This window comes from Paenibacillus sp. PL91, assembly GCF_012935325.2.
Lineage (GTDB): Bacteria > Bacillota > Bacilli > Paenibacillales > Paenibacillaceae > Pristimantibacillus.
In genome coordinates this window covers 395,061-411,905 of the sequence record NZ_JABBYG020000001.1, presented here as the reverse complement: position 1 = coordinate 411,905, position 16,845 = coordinate 395,061, and the positions used below count along the sequence as shown (strand labels likewise).

Annotated in this window: 20 protein-coding genes; all 20 read right to left on the bottom strand. The window is 49.5% G+C overall.

Translation table 11 applies throughout. The features are described from left to right. Window positions 1-33 precede the first annotated feature (33 nt). Entirely contained in the window at window positions 34-843 is an 810-nt protein-coding gene (trpA, locus tag HI950_RS02095) for a tryptophan synthase subunit alpha (RefSeq protein ID WP_169081807.1), read from the bottom strand. Next, window positions 830-2,035: a tryptophan synthase subunit beta gene (trpB, locus tag HI950_RS02090; protein WP_169081808.1), complete on the bottom strand. Its 1,206-nt coding sequence runs from the start codon at window positions 2,033-2,035 to the stop codon at window positions 830-832. Before trpB ends, trpA begins: the two co-directional genes overlap by 14 nt. Further along, window positions 2,032-2,709, bottom strand: a complete 678-nt coding sequence (locus HI950_RS02085) for a phosphoribosylanthranilate isomerase (protein ID WP_187768014.1) — start codon at window positions 2,707-2,709, stop codon at window positions 2,032-2,034. The genes trpB and HI950_RS02085 overlap by 4 nt, the downstream gene beginning before the upstream one ends. Next, window positions 2,706-3,506: an indole-3-glycerol phosphate synthase TrpC gene (gene trpC, locus HI950_RS02080; RefSeq protein WP_169081809.1), complete on the bottom strand. Its 801-nt coding sequence runs from the start codon at window positions 3,504-3,506 to the stop codon at window positions 2,706-2,708. Before trpC ends, HI950_RS02085 begins: the two co-directional genes overlap by 4 nt. Continuing rightward, window positions 3,493-4,545 (bottom strand): anthranilate phosphoribosyltransferase, encoded by a 1,053-nt coding sequence (trpD, locus tag HI950_RS02075; protein ID WP_169081810.1) that lies wholly within the window; start codon window positions 4,543-4,545, stop codon window positions 3,493-3,495. Before trpD ends, trpC begins: the two co-directional genes overlap by 14 nt. Further along, window positions 4,545-6,116, bottom strand: a complete 1,572-nt coding sequence (gene trpE, locus HI950_RS02070; RefSeq protein WP_169081811.1) for an anthranilate synthase component I — start codon at window positions 6,114-6,116, stop codon at window positions 4,545-4,547. The genes trpD and trpE overlap by 1 nt, the downstream gene beginning before the upstream one ends. A 358-nt stretch (window positions 6,117-6,474) precedes the next feature. Next, window positions 6,475-6,843, bottom strand: a complete 369-nt coding sequence (gene aroH / locus HI950_RS02065; RefSeq protein WP_169081812.1) for a chorismate mutase — start codon at window positions 6,841-6,843, stop codon at window positions 6,475-6,477. Continuing rightward, a complete protein-coding gene (aroB, locus tag HI950_RS02060; RefSeq protein ID WP_169081813.1) occupies window positions 6,843-7,943 on the bottom strand; it encodes a 3-dehydroquinate synthase in 1,101 nt (366 codons plus the stop codon). The genes aroH and aroB overlap by 1 nt, the downstream gene beginning before the upstream one ends. A gap of 2 nt (window positions 7,944-7,945) precedes the next feature. Continuing rightward, the gene (gene aroC / locus HI950_RS02055) at window positions 7,946-9,115 is read right to left on the bottom strand and encodes a chorismate synthase (protein ID WP_169081814.1); all 1,170 of its coding nucleotides are present in this window, start codon (window positions 9,113-9,115) and stop codon (window positions 7,946-7,948) included. Window positions 9,116-9,315: 200 nt separating this feature from the next. Continuing rightward, entirely contained in the window at window positions 9,316-9,483 is a 168-nt protein-coding gene (locus HI950_RS02050; protein ID WP_169081815.1) for a hypothetical protein, read from the bottom strand. A gap of 73 nt (window positions 9,484-9,556) precedes the next feature. After that, window positions 9,557-10,336 carry a CheR family methyltransferase gene (locus HI950_RS02045; RefSeq protein ID WP_169081816.1) on the bottom strand — a complete coding sequence of 260 codons (780 nt, stop codon included), beginning with the start codon at window positions 10,334-10,336 and terminating at the stop codon, window positions 9,557-9,559. Window positions 10,337-10,363: 27 nt separating this feature from the next. Next, window positions 10,364-10,807 carry a nucleoside-diphosphate kinase gene (ndk, locus tag HI950_RS02040; protein WP_169081817.1) on the bottom strand — a complete coding sequence of 148 codons (444 nt, stop codon included), beginning with the start codon at window positions 10,805-10,807 and terminating at the stop codon, window positions 10,364-10,366. 29 nt (window positions 10,808-10,836) lie between these two features. Then, the gene (locus tag HI950_RS02035; protein ID WP_169081818.1) at window positions 10,837-11,811 is read right to left on the bottom strand and encodes a polyprenyl synthetase family protein; all 975 of its coding nucleotides are present in this window, start codon (window positions 11,809-11,811) and stop codon (window positions 10,837-10,839) included. A gap of 8 nt (window positions 11,812-11,819) precedes the next feature. Then, window positions 11,820-12,671, bottom strand: a complete 852-nt coding sequence (locus HI950_RS02030; protein ID WP_223285065.1) for a menaquinone biosynthesis protein — start codon at window positions 12,669-12,671, stop codon at window positions 11,820-11,822. Beyond that, window positions 12,658-13,293, bottom strand: coding sequence for a UbiX family flavin prenyltransferase (locus HI950_RS02025; protein WP_169082234.1), 636 nt, complete (start codon window positions 13,291-13,293; stop codon window positions 12,658-12,660). Before HI950_RS02025 ends, HI950_RS02030 begins: the two co-directional genes overlap by 14 nt. An 8-nt stretch (window positions 13,294-13,301) precedes the next feature. Continuing rightward, window positions 13,302-14,177: a UbiA-like polyprenyltransferase gene (locus HI950_RS02020; RefSeq protein ID WP_169081819.1), complete on the bottom strand. Its 876-nt coding sequence runs from the start codon at window positions 14,175-14,177 to the stop codon at window positions 13,302-13,304. A 2-nt stretch (window positions 14,178-14,179) separates the two neighbouring features. Then, window positions 14,180-14,890 (bottom strand): demethylmenaquinone methyltransferase, encoded by a 711-nt coding sequence (locus HI950_RS02015; protein ID WP_169081820.1) that lies wholly within the window; start codon window positions 14,888-14,890, stop codon window positions 14,180-14,182. Between the two features lie 8 nt (window positions 14,891-14,898). Further along, window positions 14,899-15,768 carry a heptaprenyl diphosphate synthase component 1 gene (locus HI950_RS02010; protein ID WP_169081821.1) on the bottom strand — a complete coding sequence of 290 codons (870 nt, stop codon included), beginning with the start codon at window positions 15,766-15,768 and terminating at the stop codon, window positions 14,899-14,901. 125 nt (window positions 15,769-15,893) lie between these two features. After that, the gene (locus HI950_RS02005; protein WP_169081822.1) at window positions 15,894-16,469 is read right to left on the bottom strand and encodes a hypothetical protein; all 576 of its coding nucleotides are present in this window, start codon (window positions 16,467-16,469) and stop codon (window positions 15,894-15,896) included. A gap of 131 nt (window positions 16,470-16,600) precedes the next feature. After that, the gene (gene mtrB / locus HI950_RS02000) at window positions 16,601-16,822 is read right to left on the bottom strand and encodes a trp RNA-binding attenuation protein MtrB (protein WP_169081823.1); all 222 of its coding nucleotides are present in this window, start codon (window positions 16,820-16,822) and stop codon (window positions 16,601-16,603) included. Between the last annotated feature and the right edge of the window lie 23 nt (window positions 16,823-16,845).

The following is a 16,845-nucleotide window of genomic DNA, read 5'->3' as shown; positions in this document are numbered from 1 at the left end:
ATGCAAGAGGCTCTTCTCCTAATATTCTAATCCTCAACCCTTAAGCTGAGCGACAAAATCACCGATTTGCTTAAGCCCTTCATCACGTCTGTTAGCATCTTGCAGCAGCGGAATGGCTTCCTCAATCTTACGTACGATGGCGCTGCCTACAATGACGCCGTCGCATTGCTTCTCGAAGCGTGATACCTGCTCGCGGCTTGAAATGCCAAAACCAACGGCAATCGGCAAATCAGTCGCCTCACGAACCGTAGCAAGAAACTCATCAATTCCCGTATGAAAATCAGCTCTTACGCCCGTTACGCCAAGTGATGACACGCAGTAAACGAAGCCTCTAGCTTTGCGCGAAATACGAGTAACTCGATCCTTCGAGGTTGGAGCCACCAGGGGGATGAGATGAACATCGGCAGCTTCCGCAAGCTGCCGCACTTCCTCATCCTCCTCGATCGGCAAATCAGGTATGATGAGACCGCTGATCCCTTTGCTTTGGACGAGCTCGAAGAAAGCCTTCAATCCAAACTGGAATACAGGATTATAGTAAGTGAACAATATAAAAGGAATAGTGACGCCGGCTTCGCGAGCCCGCTCTGCAACATGGATGCAGTCCTTTAATGTGATGCTGTTATGGAGCAAGGCGCGCTCGGAAGCACGTTGGATAACGGGACCATCAGCAAGCGGATCGGAATAAGGAACGCCAAGCTCGATCATATCGGCGCCAGCTTTCTCCAGCGTTTGAATGATCGCGACAGACGTTTCCAGATCAGGGTCTCCCATCGTTAAAAAAGGAATAAGCGCCGTCTTGCCTTCGGCTTTCAAGCGTGCAAACGCCGTATCAATGTGATTCATGCTTCTCTACCCCCAAATAACCCATAATCGCCTCTACGTCCTTGTCTCCGCGGCCTGACAAGCTAACGACGATAACCTTGTCTTTATCCAGCGTCGGAGCAAGCTTCATCGTCTGAGCAATGGCATGCGCAGATTCGAGAGCCGGAATAATGCCCTCGGTGCGTGACAGCAGCTGAAGCGCTTCGAGTGCCTCTGCATCGGTTACTGGCACATATTCGGCGCGTCCAGAATCTTTCAAATATGCATGCTCCGGTCCGATACCTGGATAATCAAGCCCCGCGGATATCGAATGTGCAGGCTGAACCTGTCCATGCTCGTCTTGCAGGACGTAGCTCATAGAGCCTTGGAATATGCCGTGGCGTCCTTTAGTCATCGTTGCAGCATGTTCTATCGTATCGACTCCGCGGCCTGCCGCTTCAACGCCAAGCAGCTTTACACTGTCATCGTTAACGAATGGATAGAAGATGCCCATCGCGTTGCTTCCGCCGCCTACTGCAGCTACAACGTAATCCGGCAATCTGCCTTCATCAGTCAAAATCTGCTGACGAGCCTCATCCCCGATAATACGTTGGAAATCGCGAACCATCATCGGATAAGGATGTGGACCTGTAACCGAGCCTAAAATATAATACGTATCGTCAACGTTACTAACCCAGTAGCGAAGCGTTTCATTGCAGGCATCCTTAAGCGTTCTTGTACCGGATAATACGGGTACTACCTCGGAACCGAGAAGCTGCATGCGGAACACGTTGAGCTGCTGCCGCTTCATGTCCTCCTCGCCCATAAAAACTTTGCATTCAAGGCCAAGCAAAGCGGCGATTGTTGCAGATGCAACACCGTGCTGCCCAGCTCCGGTTTCGGCAATAATTTTCGGTTTGCCCATCCGTTTGGCAAGAACACCTTGACCAATCGTATTGTTGATTTTATGTGCGCCTGTATGGTTCAGGTCTTCACGTTTTAAGTATATTTTGGCTCCGCCAAGTTGCTCGGTTAGACGCTCTGCATAATACAACGAAGTTGGTCTTCCCGAATATTTGTGCAACAAATAACGAACCTCGTCCTGAAAGGCTTGATCCTTCGAATAATGAGCATACGCTTCCTCCAGCTCAAGCAATGCTGTCATTAATGTTTCCGGTACATATCTTCCGCCAAAAGCTCCAAAGCGTCCATTTTCATCTGGTACATGTGTCATGCTTCCATCACCCTTCTTACAAATAATCGGATCTTGTCGATATCCTTGCGACCATCCGTCTCAACCCCGCTTGATACATCAATACCGCCAGGAGCGTATGTTCTAAGCAGCTCCTGCACATTGCCCTCATGCAATCCGCCGGCTACATACAGCGTTAAGCCAAGCTCTTCCGCCGCTTTATTATAGTCTTCTATCGCTTCCCAGTTGAACGTTTGGCCCGTTCCTCCGCCTGGTGCATCAATTAGCGCCGCATCTATGGCTCCTTTGTAGGGCGACAAACGCTCAATAGCAGAATCGAGCTCGTTCCCATCAGCATCACGCTTAACGGAAAATACTTTCCATACCTGCACCTTCAGCTTCTCGCGCACCGCCCTGCAAAACTCGGCCGATTCACTGCCATGCAGCTGAATGACGTCAAGCGGTGCTTCAGCTACAATCTCTTGCAGATTATCGAGCGTTTCATTCACGAACACGCCTACCGTCCTCGGACGTTCCCCGCCTGCCGCTTGCAATTGAGCAACTGCATCAATAAGCTGCGCCGCTGTCGCCTTGTCTACCTGCCGCTTGCTCGGGGCAAACACGAAGCCGATCTCATGAATAGGCAAGCCATCCATCGCTTCGATGGTTTGGACATCCTTTAGCCCGCATATTTTGATACGCGGCAGCGGCTTCATCGAGCCCCTACCGCGCCCATCAGGTCGTCTACCGCTTGTCCCACATTATCGTGGCGCATAAAATGCTCGCCAATCAGCACGCCGTGAGCGCCTATGGATTGCAAGTAATCCATATCGGATTTTCCAGCAATGCCGCTTTCGCTAATTACGGTCACATTTTGGGGCATATGTCCAATAAGAGTCTCGGTTGTTTTCAAATCGGTTACGAATGATTTCAGGTCACGATTATTGATGCCGATCAGCGTAGCCTTATTAAGCGCCAGCACGCCTTCAAGCTCCTCTAGGTTATGAACCTCTACGAGCACATCCAATCCGATAGACTTAGCAAGATCATGAAACTCGCCAAGCTGCGCAGGCGTCAATATGGCTGCAATAAGCAAAATCGCATCCGCGCCGATTAACCGCGCCTCATAAATTTGACGGTGGTCGATCGTAAAATCCTTGCGCAAAAGAGGAACCTTAACCGTCTCGCGTACGGCGCTCAAAAAAGCATTCGATCCCTGGAAATAGTCGCGATCAGTCAATACAGAAATGCAATCCGCTCCAGCGGCTTCATAAGCTGCAGCAAGCGTAGTCGGCTCAAAATCGCTGCGGATCAAGCCTTTGGAAGGCGATGCCTTCTTAACCTCCGCGATAAGACCCATGCTTCTGTTGCGGCCTGCGCTCGAAAGCGCACGCTCAAAGCCTTTACAAGCATCCATAGCTGCAATTTGCTTCTCAACCTCTGCTAGCTCAAAGCGAGCAGCGAGCTCCTCAACCTCTGCCCTTTTTGTTGCTACAATTTTATCTAGAAACATGTGCCAACTCTCCTGTCGTTTGAATAAGGCTAACAAGCTTTTGCTGCGCCTCTCCAGAATCGATTACTTTGGCTGCAATCGTTACACCTTCGCTAAGTGAAGCAGCCAGCCCGCCTACATAGATGCAGGCACCCGCGTTCGCAAGCACAATATCACGATAGGCTCCTTGCTGTTCACCGGAGAAGATCGCGCGAATCAGTGCTGCGTTCACTTCCGGCTCACCGCCCATCACATCCGCGATCGGCCAGCGTGTAAGCCCCAGCTCCTCAGGGGTTATATCATAAGTGCGCACCTTGCCATTTAACAATTCTGAAATTTGAGTTGGCGCCGAAATACTTATCTCGTCGAGTCCATCATGGCTGCTCACGACCAGCGCCCGCTTCAATCCGAGCTCCCCCAGCACCTCAGCAACGGTCGAGGTTCGAGCACGGTCGTACAAGCCAAGAAGCTGTCTGTCTGCTCCTGCCGGATTCGTAAGCGGCCCAAGCATATTAAAGATCGTCCGAATGCCAAGCTCGCGGCGAGGGACAGCCGCATGTCGAAGCGAAGGATGGTACAGCTGCGCGAACATAAAGCAAATTCCGATATCGTTCAAGCATTGCGCTGCTTGCTCCGGTGAAATCGTGATTTGAACGCCAAGCGCTTCCAGCACATCTGCACTGCCTGTTTTGCCCGACATGGCACGATTGCCATGCTTGGCTACACGAATGCCGGCAGCTGCAGCGATAATGGAGGATGCCGTAGAAATGTTGAATTTATGAATACCCGATCCACCGGTTCCGCATGTATCCAGCAATCCCTCCTGCTCCGTATGGAGATGGCTCGAATGCGCGCGCATCGCCTCTGCGAAACCTGTTATTTCATCTTTCGTCTCGCCCTTCATGCGCATTGCCGTTACGACGCCGGCAATTTGAGCTGCTGTCGCTTCCCCGCTCATGATGATGTTCATGACCGCATTTGCTTGCTCTCTTGTGAGATCCGATCCGCCAATTAGCTGACTAAGCGCGCGCTGCATCGTTATCGCTTCAATCGCTTGCATTATTGACCAAGCCCCTCTCCGGCCTTGACGTAATAATCCATATTAATGGTGTTGAAACTCTCTTGCGAGCTCTTCGGCTGTCCGAAGATCGCTTCCGCAGCGCGGATCGCTTTAAGCATCCCTTTTGCCTTGTTCACCGTCTCCAAGTATTCGCTCTCCGGCACGGAATCCCAAACGATGCCCGCTCCGGCCTGTACGTAAGCTTTGCCGTGTTTGAAAATAATCGTCCGAATCGTAATGCAGGTATCCATCGATCCACCGAAGCCTAAGTATCCGATTGCTCCCGCATACGCGCCGCGCGCTTCATTTTCCAGCTCCGCAATAATTTCCATCGCTCTGAGCTTAGGCGCGCCCGAGACGGTGCCGGCAGGCAGACAGGATACAAATGCATCAAAGAAGTCCTTGTCCTTATGGAGCTTTCCTGAAACGTTGGAAACGATGTGCATGACATGCGAGTATCTTTCAATTTCCATAAACGAATCGCATTTAACGGTTCCAAACTCCGATACGCGACCTATATCATTACGTCCGAGGTCCACAAGCATCAAATGCTCTGCGCGCTCCTTCTCATCTGCAAGCAGCTCGAGCTCTAGCGCTTTATCCTCTTCCGGGGTTTTGCCGCGAGGCCTAGTTCCAGCAATCGGCCGAGTCTCCACGCGATCGCCGTTCACCTTCACGAGCGCTTCAGGCGACGTGCCCACAATGACCTCTACGCCCATTTTTAAATAATACATATAAGGTGATGGATTCATTGTTCGAAGCACCCGGTACACATGCAAGGGATCAATGTCGGTATCGATGTTGAAGCGCTGGGACAGCACCACCTGGAAGATGTCGCCGGCACGAATGTACTGCTTCGCCTGCTCGATGTTCGAGATGAACTGTTCCTTCGTCACATTAGATTGAATATCGCCAAGCTCTTGATCAAATTGAATGGATCCGCCTGCCGTTACAGGAATCGCAACAGGCTGCTGCAATCGCTCAATCGTCGCTTCAATTTTGGCAACCGCCGCATCGTAGCTTCGTGCAATATCAGCATCGGTTGATCCATCAGCGATATGAACGTTGCCGACAATTTGCAGCTGCTGCTTGAAATGGTCAAATACGATGACTTGATCACAGAACATGAATTGCATATCATTCATTTTCAAGTCGTCGATTCGGTGTGCAGGAAGCTTCTCGTAGTATTGCAGCAAATCGTAGCCGAAAAACCCAATCGCTCCGCCTGTGAAGGGCGGAAGCTCTGGAAGCGATGGACTGCGGAAGGAACGCAAATGAGCTTTGAGCAGCTCAATCGGCTTATCGTTAAGCACATGCTTCTCGCCTCTGTGCTCCAGCACCATCTCGCCATTTTTACCATAAAGCATCATGAACGGATCTGTTCCGATGAACGAATATCTCGCCCATTTCGCGCCGCCCTCCACGCTCTCCAGCAGAAAGGCATGATCCTCCTTCGCAAAATGCTGGAACAGCCGAATTGGTGTTTCCGTGTCCGCCATCATGTAACGAACAATCGGAATTAAATTGTATTGACTGGCAAGACGTGTTACCTGCTGCAGCTCATTTGACATTCCGCACAACCCCCTGTTTTATAAATCTAGCCATTAATATGCACAAAAAAAGCTCCTGCCTGAGCAGGAGCGTTGGTTTAGATGATGACGGAAGTGTGTAAGCGGAAAAAGATACAATTGTAGGTACGGCGAAACAGCACTTTTACAATTTTTTGCGCCTAGACACAAAAAACCGTTCAGCTCTTTCCATCTTTCCCGTACAAATAACTGCTCTACTCTGCTTCTCTCAACTAGTCTATACTCATCTCAACTAAACTCATTAATCTGCTCAGCTACTCTCACTTACGTTACTAAATATACAACAACGAACGGCCGTGCGTCAACATAGGGATTTAATTGATGATGAGCTTATGAGTCCTTAAGCCTTGGACAAGTCAGGACGAAGCGCTTTCGCGCCGCTTAAATAGACATGGCGAATTTCCGCTTGTGTTTTGTCTGTATTAATCAACACCATCAGTCTGATGCATCGCTCCAGGCTGCCTTTGACCGGCACCTCCAGCGCGCACATTAGCGGCACGAGCTCCCAGCCGTTCATTTGACGAATAGCACGAGCCGGAAACGTCTCGTCAAGATCGCTGGTAACCGTCACGAAAACACTGCAAATATCGTCCGGCACGATCTCATTGTCAGCTACAATCGCATTCAGCATTTCAATGGTCGCATTCAAAATCGGCTGCTCTTCGTTAGCATCTACCGTAATCGCACCGCGAATTCCTCTTACACTCATTACAGCTCCGCCTCCTGTTTTAATTGCTCCACAATTTCTCGTACCCATTCCACGGGAACATTAGGTTTTATTTCGACAACGCCGATTGCTGTTGGGACTACAAAAACCATCGTACCCTCTGCAAATTTCTTGTCATGCATCATCGCTTCCATAATCTTATCGACGTCAATATGCTCTGGCAATCGTACAGGAAGCCCGCATTTCGCAAGAACCCGCTTTGTTACTGTATATACTTCTTCCGGGGCGCCATAGCGGAGGCCGAGCTTAGCTGAGCCAATCATTCCGATTGAAATCGCTTCGCCATGCGTGAACTCGCCATAACCGGCAACCGCTTCGATTGCATGCCCTATCGTATGGCCTAAATTCAAGATCGCTCTCAAATCATTTTCTCTCTCGTCCCTCGAAACGACAGCCGCCTTCACGCTGCAGCCTTTGTAGAGCCCATAGCCCAGCGCCTCTGGATCAAGCGCCAACAGCTTCTCCGCATTCTCCTCGCACCAAGCTGCAAATTGCTGATCCCATATGAGACCATGCTTCACCATCTCTGCCAAGCCGCCGCTCACATCTCTTGGAGGCAGCGTTTGAAGCGTATGCAAATCATATAAGACAAGCTCAGGCTGATGGAACGCTCCGATAATATTTTTGGCAAGCGGATGGTTGACTGCTACTTTGCCGCCTACGCTGCTGTCATGCGCCAGAATCGTAGTAGGAACCTGTACAAATTTTATGCCGCGCATGTAAGATGCCGCTGCAAAACCGGCAAGGTCGCCTACAACGCCGCCGCCAAGCGCAACGATCGCCGATTTGCGGTCCAGTCCTTCCTCCAATGCTTTGGTAACAAGCGACTCCAGCATCGAAAGCGACTTCGAGCTCTCCCCTGCGGGAACGACTATGCTCGATGTCTGGAATCCAGCGCCTCTCAGTTCCGATTCAAGCGTATGCAAATGATAATCGGCAACATGGCTATCCGTAATGATCAAGAGGGGCGATTTTTTACTTATTCCATGCTTGACGAAATAGGAGGAAGCCTCCTTCAGAAGCCCTTCCCCGATATAAATAGGATAAGAACGGTCACCTAATTCGACTGTAAGCTCACGCATCCTTAGTACCGCCCTAGCTGTTCAAGGTAATTGTTCAAGTTAGCGCGAATTTCCTCAATGGAATCGCCGCCGAACTTCTCAAGGAACGCTTTGGCCACTTCCCATGCGACTACATGCTCCATCACGACGCTTGCAGCAGGCACAGCACAGCTGTCTGAACGCTCAACCTGAGCCGTAAACGGTTCCTTCGTATCGATATCAACGCTGCGTAGCGGTTTGTAGAGCGTCGGAATCGGCTTCATTACGCCTCGAACGACAATTTGCTCGCCATTGGTCATGCCGCCCTCAAAGCCGCCTAAACGATTCGTTGCCCGATGATAGCCGCGTTCCGCCTCATACATGATTTCATCATGCACCTGCGAGCCGCGGAGCTTAGCCGCTTCAAAGCCTATGCCGATCTCGCAGCCTTTGAATGCATTGATGGAAACGACCGCTTGCGCAATGCGTCCATCAAGCTTGCGATCCCACTGAACGTGGCTGCCAAGTCCGATCGGCACGCCCTCGATAATGCACTCCACGATTCCGCCGATGGAATCGCCCTCAGCTTTAATTTGATCGATATAGTCCGTCATCTTCTGCTCGGTTTCCTTGTCTACGACACGAACGGATGACTCCTCGGTCAATCGGATCAATTCATCGACAGGAAGCTGATTAGCAGGTGCTTCAATCTCGCCGATTCGAATAACTTGCCCAGCTACTTTAATGCCGAACTCCGCCAGCAATTGACGCGCAACTGCACCAACTGCTACACGCGCTGCCGTCTCACGAGCGCTTGAGCGCTCCAATACGTTGCGCAAATCCTTCAGATCATATTTCAAGCCGCCGTTCAGATCCGCATGACCTGGACGCGGGCGATGGACGCGGCGCTTCTCTTCGTCGCTGCCTTCGATTGGCTCAATATTCATAACGGAGGTCCAGTGCTTCCAGTCATTGTTCGCAACGATAAGCGCTACCGGAGCGCCAGTCGTCCTGCCGTGACGTACGCCTCCAACAATGTTAGCGGTGTCTTTCTCGATTTGCATCCGGCGTCCACGGCCATGACCCTTCTGGCGGCGGTGCAGCTGGAAATTCAGTTCCTCAAAATCAATAGTCAAATTACTTGGAAGACCTTCAATAATAGCCGTTAGTTGGGGGCCATGCGTCTCGCCCGCTGTCAAATATCTTAAACTCAAGTCAAAGCTCCTCCTTCTAGGCAAGCCTATAAGCGCCTGCTATGCTTTACAGCACTAAACATCTTTGCTCATTATAGTACAGCCCTTCCGGTTTGACAAGAATTTGAGCCCCGCAGAAGCTGAAGCCGCAGCACAAAAACAGGCTGCAGAAATTGTCCTCATGATAGACAATTCCTGCAGCCTGCTTTGCTTGCCGCTTATTAACTATTTACCGATTTTTTCTCGAGCAGCGACGCACCGTCATTCGTAAGCATCGGGTCATTTACAAGCCTAGTCATTTGTCCGCTGTCAACTCCGATAATTTGCGCGCATTCTTGAATCGAAATAAAACCTCGCCTATAGGCAGCAATTACTTTACGCTTATCCATCGGTTGCTTCATCCTCCAAGTCGTACACCTTACATCTAGTATAGGAGAAGATGGAAAACGGTATACATGCCCCTTACACGCGACGGTAAAAAAAGGTATCCGCAGTTTCGAAGCCGTACTGTGCAGGCGAGAAAATTTGTTCGGTGCTTCCAACAAAAAGCAGTCCGCCCGGCTTAAGCGCCTTAGAAAACTTATGGTACAGCTGATGCTTTGCCTCTTCCGTAAAATAAATCATAACGTTTCGGCAGACGATTAAATCAAACGAGGTGTCGAATGTATCGTGGAGCAAATTTTGCTGCTTGAATTGTATGAATTGCTTTAATGAGTCCGAGATGAGATAAGCGCCGTCCGCTTGCTTAAAATATTTTTCCCGGCATGCCGGCGGAACGTCGCGCAGCGAGCGCTCCAAGTAACTGCCTTCCTTCGCCTTCTGCAGCACATTTGTATCCAAATCCGTCGCAAGCAGCGAGGAGCGCTGCAGTGCGCCAAGCTCCGATAAAATCATAGCTAGCGTATAAGGCTCTTCTCCCGTCGAGCATGCCGCGCTCCACACCTTAACGCGATTAGAGGCGCTTAGCATCTCAGGGAAAAATCGTTTTTGCAAAACCTCCCACCGGGATGGGTTTCTCCAAAATTCGGATACATTGATCGTCATGCGGTCCAAAAACTCATTCAGCATGCTGCGATTTTGTTCGATCGCTTTCCAATATTCCTCAAACGTTTGAAAACCGTGCTTCATTCGCAGTGTAGTCAACCTGCGCTTCATTTGGGCTTCCTTATACTGCGACAAATCGATGTCGGTCTTTTGCTTTATCCGAGCAATAAACTGTGCAAAATCACGATCCTCAAGCATAGATGCCTCCATCGTTAAGCGGTCAAATTAGACCCACCGTTGAATAGTATGTTCGTAATTAACAAGCTCTGAAGGCGAGAAGTAAAGGCCGATCTCCCGTTCAGCATTGGCTGCCGAATCCGAGCCATGAATAAGATTAAAATTCGTATGTACGGCAAAGTCAGACCGGATCGTACCAGGCAAAGCTTCGAGAGCATCGGTCTTGCCTATGAGCGCACGAGTGAGCGCGATAACGTTATCGCCTTGCCACACCATAGCAAACACCGGACCGGATGCGATAAATTCAAGCAGGGGCTCATAAAATCCTTTGCCCTTATGTTCTTCATAGTGACTCTCCGCAAGCTCCTGATCGATCACCATAAATTTGGCTGCTGATAGCTGCAGTCCCTTTCTTTCAAACCTTGAAATGATTTCGCCAATCAAGCCCCGCTGAACGCCATCGGGTTTAATCATCAGAAAAGTTCTTTCCATCTACATCCATTCCTTTCGAATTCGCATATTTAATAATTACGTTTGCCTATAAAGTGAGCAAGATCGATCAAGTTCTTTTTCGCTGCGACATTCGGTAATCCCTCTAATGCTTGGAGAGCTTTTTTAATATACCGACTCGCAAGCTGGTCTGCAAGCTCACCGCCATCGCTTTTTCGTATTAACTCAATGGCGCGCCCCGCGTCCTTTTTGCCCCCATGCTCTCGAATGGATGCAATCTCTTTTAACAGAGAATCCCGAATGCCAGGGTCTTGCAGAGCAAGCAAAACGGGAAGCGTGATATTGCCTTGACGCATATCAGAGCCTGGCGGCTTTCCGATTTGTTTCTCGGTTCCATAGAGATCGAGCAAGTCGTCTCCGATCTGAAATGCCATGCCTACATTGTAGCCGTATCGATACAACTGATTCGCAGTCTTGCTATCGGCGTTTGACGCTACTGCTCCAAGCTGACAGCTGATCGCGATCAGCAAAGCCGTTTTGCGTCTTATCCGAAGCAGATAGTTCCGTATCGATTGCTCGGTATTAAAAAAATCGCGGATTTGCTCCATTTCGCCAATACACATCTGTACGAGCGCATTTGATAAAATTTGATGGATCTGTGGATTGGGCAGCTGAGCTGCAATCGTTAACGCTTTTCCGTGAATGAAATCACCCGTGTACATCGCAATGCGATTGTCCCACTTGGATTTCACGGTAAGCTGGCCGCGCCTTGTTTCCGCATCGTCAATGACATCATCGTGTACGAGTGAAGCCATATGTATAAGTTCAAGAGGTACTGCAACCCGCTTCATCACATCAAGCCGATAATCGCCAAACTTGCCCGCAAGCAGGACGAAAACGGGTCTGATCCGTTTTCCGCCGGCTTTGAGCAAGTGTAAAGAAGCCTCACCGAGCAGCAAATGGTCATCTGATACGCTCCGCTCCAGCTCCTGCTCGATCTGATTTAGGTCGCCTTTCATCTTTGCATACAAGTCTAGTAGTTTCATTCTTTCACCTATTGGGCAGATTGGTCTTCAAAAAAAGTAAGCTCCACGTCATTCGACAGCAATCCTAACTGCTTTGAATAATTGAAATATAACTTAAGTCCTTCTTGCAGCTTGCTCCCAAAATCATATTGAAGCGAATGAAAGTACATCTCCCAGTATGTCCATACTCCCCCAAGCTGTGAACAGGCTTGTTCAATTAGTGGACCAAGATGAGCCTTATTATACTGTTTGCTCGCAATTAGCGTCTTATATACAGCATGAACAGCTTCCGGTGCAGATAAAGCGGCTTCCTTGCGTGCCGCAACTACGGCATAAGTCATGCCAAGCCCCGTCCACTCATTCCACAATTGCCCCAAGTCAATGACATGAAGCCCGTGATCTCGCCAAGAGGCTTGGATGGCCGGGTCGCCGATAATAAGCGCTGCATCGGCTGTCTCCAGCATACGATCAAGCTCGGGTGCTGCGGTAAAATAAGCTGGATTGCACTCAAAATGCAAAGCCATCATAATTTTCAACAAATTGACTGAAGTAGCCGAAGTGGTCGTTACGGCAATTCGTTCAGGCCGTTTACGCTCAATGGGCTCCTTCAAGAACAAAAGGATCGAGTTTACCGCTCCAACAGAGCCTACCGATAATTCCGGCAAAAGTACATAGTCATTCGCGTTTTGTCCATAGGAGAAGGACGAAATCGCCGATATATCCAGTTCACCAACCTGAAGCATCCGGTTTAACTCAGAAGGTACACGCTTAATCACTTCAAAGCTATTCCGATCAGCTCGCTCTTCGAACTGATGGAATAGCGGCCAAGCATTCGCGTAATCAATTCTTCCAATGGTGATTGGGCGATTACTCATGCCCATTATGCTCATCTCCCCATCTTCTGTACAAATCATGGTCGATTGCCATATTATCCAGCACCTTGCCGACCAAAAAATCAATCATTTCATCCATCGACTGCGGTTTGTAATAAAAAGCCGGCATTGCCGGAATAATTCTAACGCCAAGTCGCGCGAGCGTCAGCATGTTCTCAAGATGAATCGCATGAAGCGGCGTTTCTCTTGGCACGATTAACAGCTTCCGATTCTCTTTAATCATCACATCCGCCGCTCTAGTCATCAAATCATCGGAAATGCCGTGCGAGATTGAGGCAAGCGTCCCCATCGAGCACGGCACAATAACCATTCCTTGTACGCGGTAAGAGCCGCTTGCAATGCTTGCGCCGATATCCGCATTCGGATGGAACACAAGCCTGTTTGTCGACATAGCATCGCCAAAGCGCGCCTCAAGAGCTGCGGAGCGACGTGTTGTCTCCCAGCCAAGCTCTTCCTTCAGCACTCTCCAGCCTGCTTCTGTTACGACGAGATGAACCTCGTAATTCATTTGCAGCAGCACCTCGATAAGCCTAATGCCATAAATCGAGCCGCTAGCCCCTGTAATGCCGACCACCCATCGTTTCGTCCAGTTCGATGGGCTTGAAGCCATAGTTCCTTCTACCATTCGTGAATAACCAGCAAATCAACGATTGTAAACAAGAACAGCACGACGCTAAGGGTCCCGTTCATACCGAAAAACGCGGTTTGGACTCGTGACAGATCGTTTGGACGAACGAGCCAGTGCTGATAGAACAATAAGGAAATCGAAATTAACGTCCCAAGCAGATACATCCAGCTTAAGTCCGTGAGCCAGAATAAGGTAACAAAGCCGATTGCCGTCACGATATGCAGGCCACGCGCAATCCAAAGGGCGCCAGCGATGCCAAAGCGAGCTGGAATCGAATGTAAGCCGGCGCCCCGATCATACTCAAAATCTTGCGTTGCATAGATGATGTCAAAGCCGGCGATCCACAAAGCTACCGTTATATACAAAAGCCAAGCAGCCGAATCGAATCCGCCGGTAATTGCAACCCAGCCGCCAAGCGGCGACAGCGCGATCGTAAAGCCAAGGAAAATATGGCATAACCATGTGAAACGCTTCGTATAAGAATAAAGGACAAGCATCACTACGGCAATAGGCATTAGCTTAAGTGCAATAGGCTCCAAATTCGCGCTTGCCACAAAGAGTAGAACGAATGAAACGATAATAAACAGCAAAACCTCTGCGGATTTTAACAATCCAGCCGGAAGCGCCCGCTTCTCCGTTCTCGGGTTGCGCAGGTCAATCGCTTTATCGATAAGCCGGTTGAGGCTCATTGCCGCGCTGCGTGCCCCGAACATTGCAAGCGTAATCCATCCGATCTCGCTCCAAGAAGGAAGACGCTGCTCCATCATCACGGCACCTAGAATGGCCCCCATAAAGGCGAAGGGCAATGCAAAAACGGTATGCTCAAACTTAATCATTTCTAAAATAATGCGTAATTTGCGAATCATTGCTATTTCTTCTCCTTTGTCCCCATATGCAGCGCAGCTACTCCGCCGGTCAGAGGATATGCCTTCACCTGATCAAGACCCGCATCTTCAAACAGCTCAGCAAGCTGTTGTCGACCGGGGAACATTTTGAGCGATTCGGGAAGCCATTTGTATTCTTGAAAGCTCTTGGCTACAAGCTTGCCCATTTGCGGCAAAATGCGCTCGAAATATAGGTTGTACATCGCTTTGAATGGCTGCCAGGTAGGCTTTGATACTTCTAAGCATACAACATGTCCGCCAGGCTTCACGACACGCTGCATTTCCTTTAACACCTGCAAATAGTCCGGCACATTGCGAAGCCCGAAGCCGATCGTCACGTAATCGAAGGTACTGTCTGCGAAGGGAAGGCTCATCGCATTGCCTTGGACTAATTTAATTTGCTTATTCAAGCCAAGCTTTTCGATTTTGATGGCTCCGACATCGAGCATATTTTGGCTGAAATCAAGGCCAACAACTTCCCCGGTGCCGCTTGCTTCCGCGAGCGCGATCGTCCAATCACAGGTTCCGCAGCATAAATCCAGCGCAGTTTGTCCAGGCGATACGTTCATTTTCTTCATCGTAAACTTCCGCCAAGCTTTATGCCTTCGAAAGCTGATTAGATCGTTCATCAAATCATATTTTGGAGCAATCTTCTCAAATACGCCATGTACATGGCTTTTGGAGTTCGTATCCATCCCTCAAGTCACCTCGTCTCGTTGAGTGCAGGCGTGTAACCGGGCTTTTCGTTTAACAGAGCATCGACGATAGATGTCAATTCACCGAGCAACTTGTCCGATTCCAGCTTTCCAGCTAAAGCCTTTACGTCATCAGCTGACTGCTTTAGCTTAGTCATAAGCTTGCTGCGCACCTTATATTTTTCTGTCAAACTTTGAATGAATGCAGGCTCCTGCATGCGCTGGGAGAGCTGCTGCCGCTCATCGTCGGTTCCCTCCTGCAAGAGATGCCAGTAGGCCCAGCTCTTATCGAACCGAGCCGAACCTTCACTGCGTGCTATCTCATCCCGTACAACCTCGCAACGGCTTACGCCCATCAAAATCTCTGACCAGGCTTGTGCGAGCGTTCCTTCGAGCACTTCAGTAAAAATGTGAAACAATGTGCTTCTAATCTGCACCGTGCAGCTCAGCAATTCCTCAGCGGTCATTTTGAGCTGCCTCATCCGAACGTATAAATTCACTTTCAGCCTGTTAACCTCGGAAACCGCGCCGCTGATTTTGGATATCATATCAATTTGGCCGGCTTGCGAGAGCAATTGATAAAAAGTCGCGCTAAAGTAATCCCCTGCGAGCACTTTGAGCTGTCTTGACCGCATCTCCGGCTCAGTACGCTGCTCTAGGTCCGTATCGATTAAATCATGCGTATCCATTCCTAATTGAACGAGGGATACGACAAGCGTGTAGAGCTCGCTGTTTGGCCTAAGCGACTGCTGCTCGTTCAGGAAGGCATGAAGCAATCGCAGCCTTGCGTCCGGTAATTCAGGTAGCGCCGTATGCGCTTTAATCATGTCATATTCTACATACTTTTGAGCTATTTCAGGTATACGGTACGTTTTCATGGGGGAAGCCTCCGAACAGAGAAGCGCAAATCGCCGCTCAATAATCTAAACTATTATAGCACAACTTTTTCTAAAGAGCATACGATTCAGCCTGCTTGTTCAACAAATTGCAACATCCATGCCATCTATCGCTGCGAAATGGACGAAGGCTTTACTGTAAACCCAGATACTGGTCCGAACCTCTCTTCCCAAGTCGAGGTAAAGCTTACCCTAAGCCTATTTCGCCATAGCTCGTCATGGACGGGATCAGCTTGAGCAAGGCCATCTATCTCGTGGATGAGCCATTCATCCGTTTTCCTCACATCGACAGCTGCAAGCAGCGCTTCACCGCTTTGCCCTTCCTCAACCATTCGGATGAGCACCCGCTTCACATTTTCAAGCTGCAGAAACGATACACGCAACAACTTCTCTACATCTGCAAACCAGACGGCAGGCCTCCCCTTGCTCGCACTGACTTGCATGTCAACTAACAAAATCCCATTGCTCCACTCAGCCCTACTCAATCGTTCATTTAGCTGAGCGGCAATAAGAACATCAACTAGATTGCTGTTTGTAAGCCGAACGGCCGGCGTGGTGCGAAAAACGGCTATCTCATGCCCATCCGCTGAACGCTTCGATGCCAGATGCGGCAGCCAAGTCAATAATAAAGTAACAGCTAGCGCAGTCACGCATGCGGTTAAGAGTGGTTTTCCGATGTTCACCCTGCACCTCCAAATAATAGCCCATCCACAGAAAAAAGACTCATACTTCATTGTACGAGCGTTCGTGCATGTTTATTCGGACAGCAACGGGCAAAAAAAAAGCAGGCATCGCCTGCCTTGCACGTTTGTTGCTACTGATCGGTTTCCATCGTCCCATATTTCGTCATGACGACCGCTTTACCCCGTATTTTAATAGCTGAAGTATGATCAGTAAATTGGCAAATCAAGATTTCGTTTTTGTCCAGCTTTTCCGTATGATGAAATTTTGTGTCCAGTCCGCGTGTTAAACCGATGACTTGAACGCCTTGATCCTTTGCTTTTATAACAATATACTCGCTTTGTGTAGGCTCCACCGTTATCCCTCCGCTTCCGAAAT

What these genes read in the sequence shown, in the direction of transcription:
- trpA (WP_169081807.1), bottom strand. Translation starts at nt 843, where the DNA reads ATGAATCACATTGATACGGCGTTTGCACGCTTGAAAGCCGAAGGCAAG.
- trpB (WP_169081808.1), bottom strand. Translation starts at nt 2,035, where the DNA reads ATGACACATGTACCAGATGAAAATGGACGCTTTGGAGCTTTTGGCGGA.
- HI950_RS02085 (WP_187768014.1), bottom strand. Translation starts at nt 2,709, where the DNA reads ATGAAGCCGCTGCCGCGTATCAAAATATGCGGGCTAAAGGATGTCCAA.
- trpC (WP_169081809.1), bottom strand. Translation starts at nt 3,506, where the DNA reads ATGTTTCTAGATAAAATTGTAGCAACAAAAAGGGCAGAGGTTGAGGAG.
- trpD (WP_169081810.1), bottom strand. Translation starts at nt 4,545, where the DNA reads ATGCAAGCGATTGAAGCGATAACGATGCAGCGCGCGCTTAGTCAGCTA.
- trpE (WP_169081811.1), bottom strand. Translation starts at nt 6,116, where the DNA reads ATGTCAAATGAGCTGCAGCAGGTAACACGTCTTGCCAGTCAATACAAT.
- aroH (WP_169081812.1), bottom strand. Translation starts at nt 6,843, where the DNA reads ATGAGTGTAAGAGGAATTCGCGGTGCGATTACGGTAGATGCTAACGAA.
- aroB (WP_169081813.1), bottom strand. Translation starts at nt 7,943, where the DNA reads ATGCGTGAGCTTACAGTCGAATTAGGTGACCGTTCTTATCCTATTTAT.
- HI950_RS02050 (WP_169081815.1), bottom strand. Translation starts at nt 9,483, where the DNA reads ATGGATAAGCGTAAAGTAATTGCTGCCTATAGGCGAGGTTTTATTTCG.
- HI950_RS02045 (WP_169081816.1), bottom strand. Translation starts at nt 10,336, where the DNA reads ATGCTTGAGGATCGTGATTTTGCACAGTTTATTGCTCGGATAAAGCAA.
- ndk (WP_169081817.1), bottom strand. Translation starts at nt 10,807, where the DNA reads ATGGAAAGAACTTTTCTGATGATTAAACCCGATGGCGTTCAGCGGGGC.
- HI950_RS02035 (WP_169081818.1), bottom strand. Translation starts at nt 11,811, where the DNA reads ATGAAACTACTAGACTTGTATGCAAAGATGAAAGGCGACCTAAATCAG.
- HI950_RS02030 (WP_223285065.1), bottom strand. Translation starts at nt 12,671, where the DNA reads ATGGGCATGAGTAATCGCCCAATCACCATTGGAAGAATTGATTACGCG.
- HI950_RS02025 (WP_169082234.1), bottom strand. Translation starts at nt 13,293, where the DNA reads ATGGCTTCAAGCCCATCGAACTGGACGAAACGATGGGTGGTCGGCATT.
- HI950_RS02020 (WP_169081819.1), bottom strand. Translation starts at nt 14,177, where the DNA reads ATGATTCGCAAATTACGCATTATTTTAGAAATGATTAAGTTTGAGCAT.
- HI950_RS02015 (WP_169081820.1), bottom strand. Translation starts at nt 14,890, where the DNA reads ATGGATACGAACTCCAAAAGCCATGTACATGGCGTATTTGAGAAGATT.
- HI950_RS02010 (WP_169081821.1), bottom strand. Translation starts at nt 15,768, where the DNA reads ATGAAAACGTACCGTATACCTGAAATAGCTCAAAAGTATGTAGAATAT.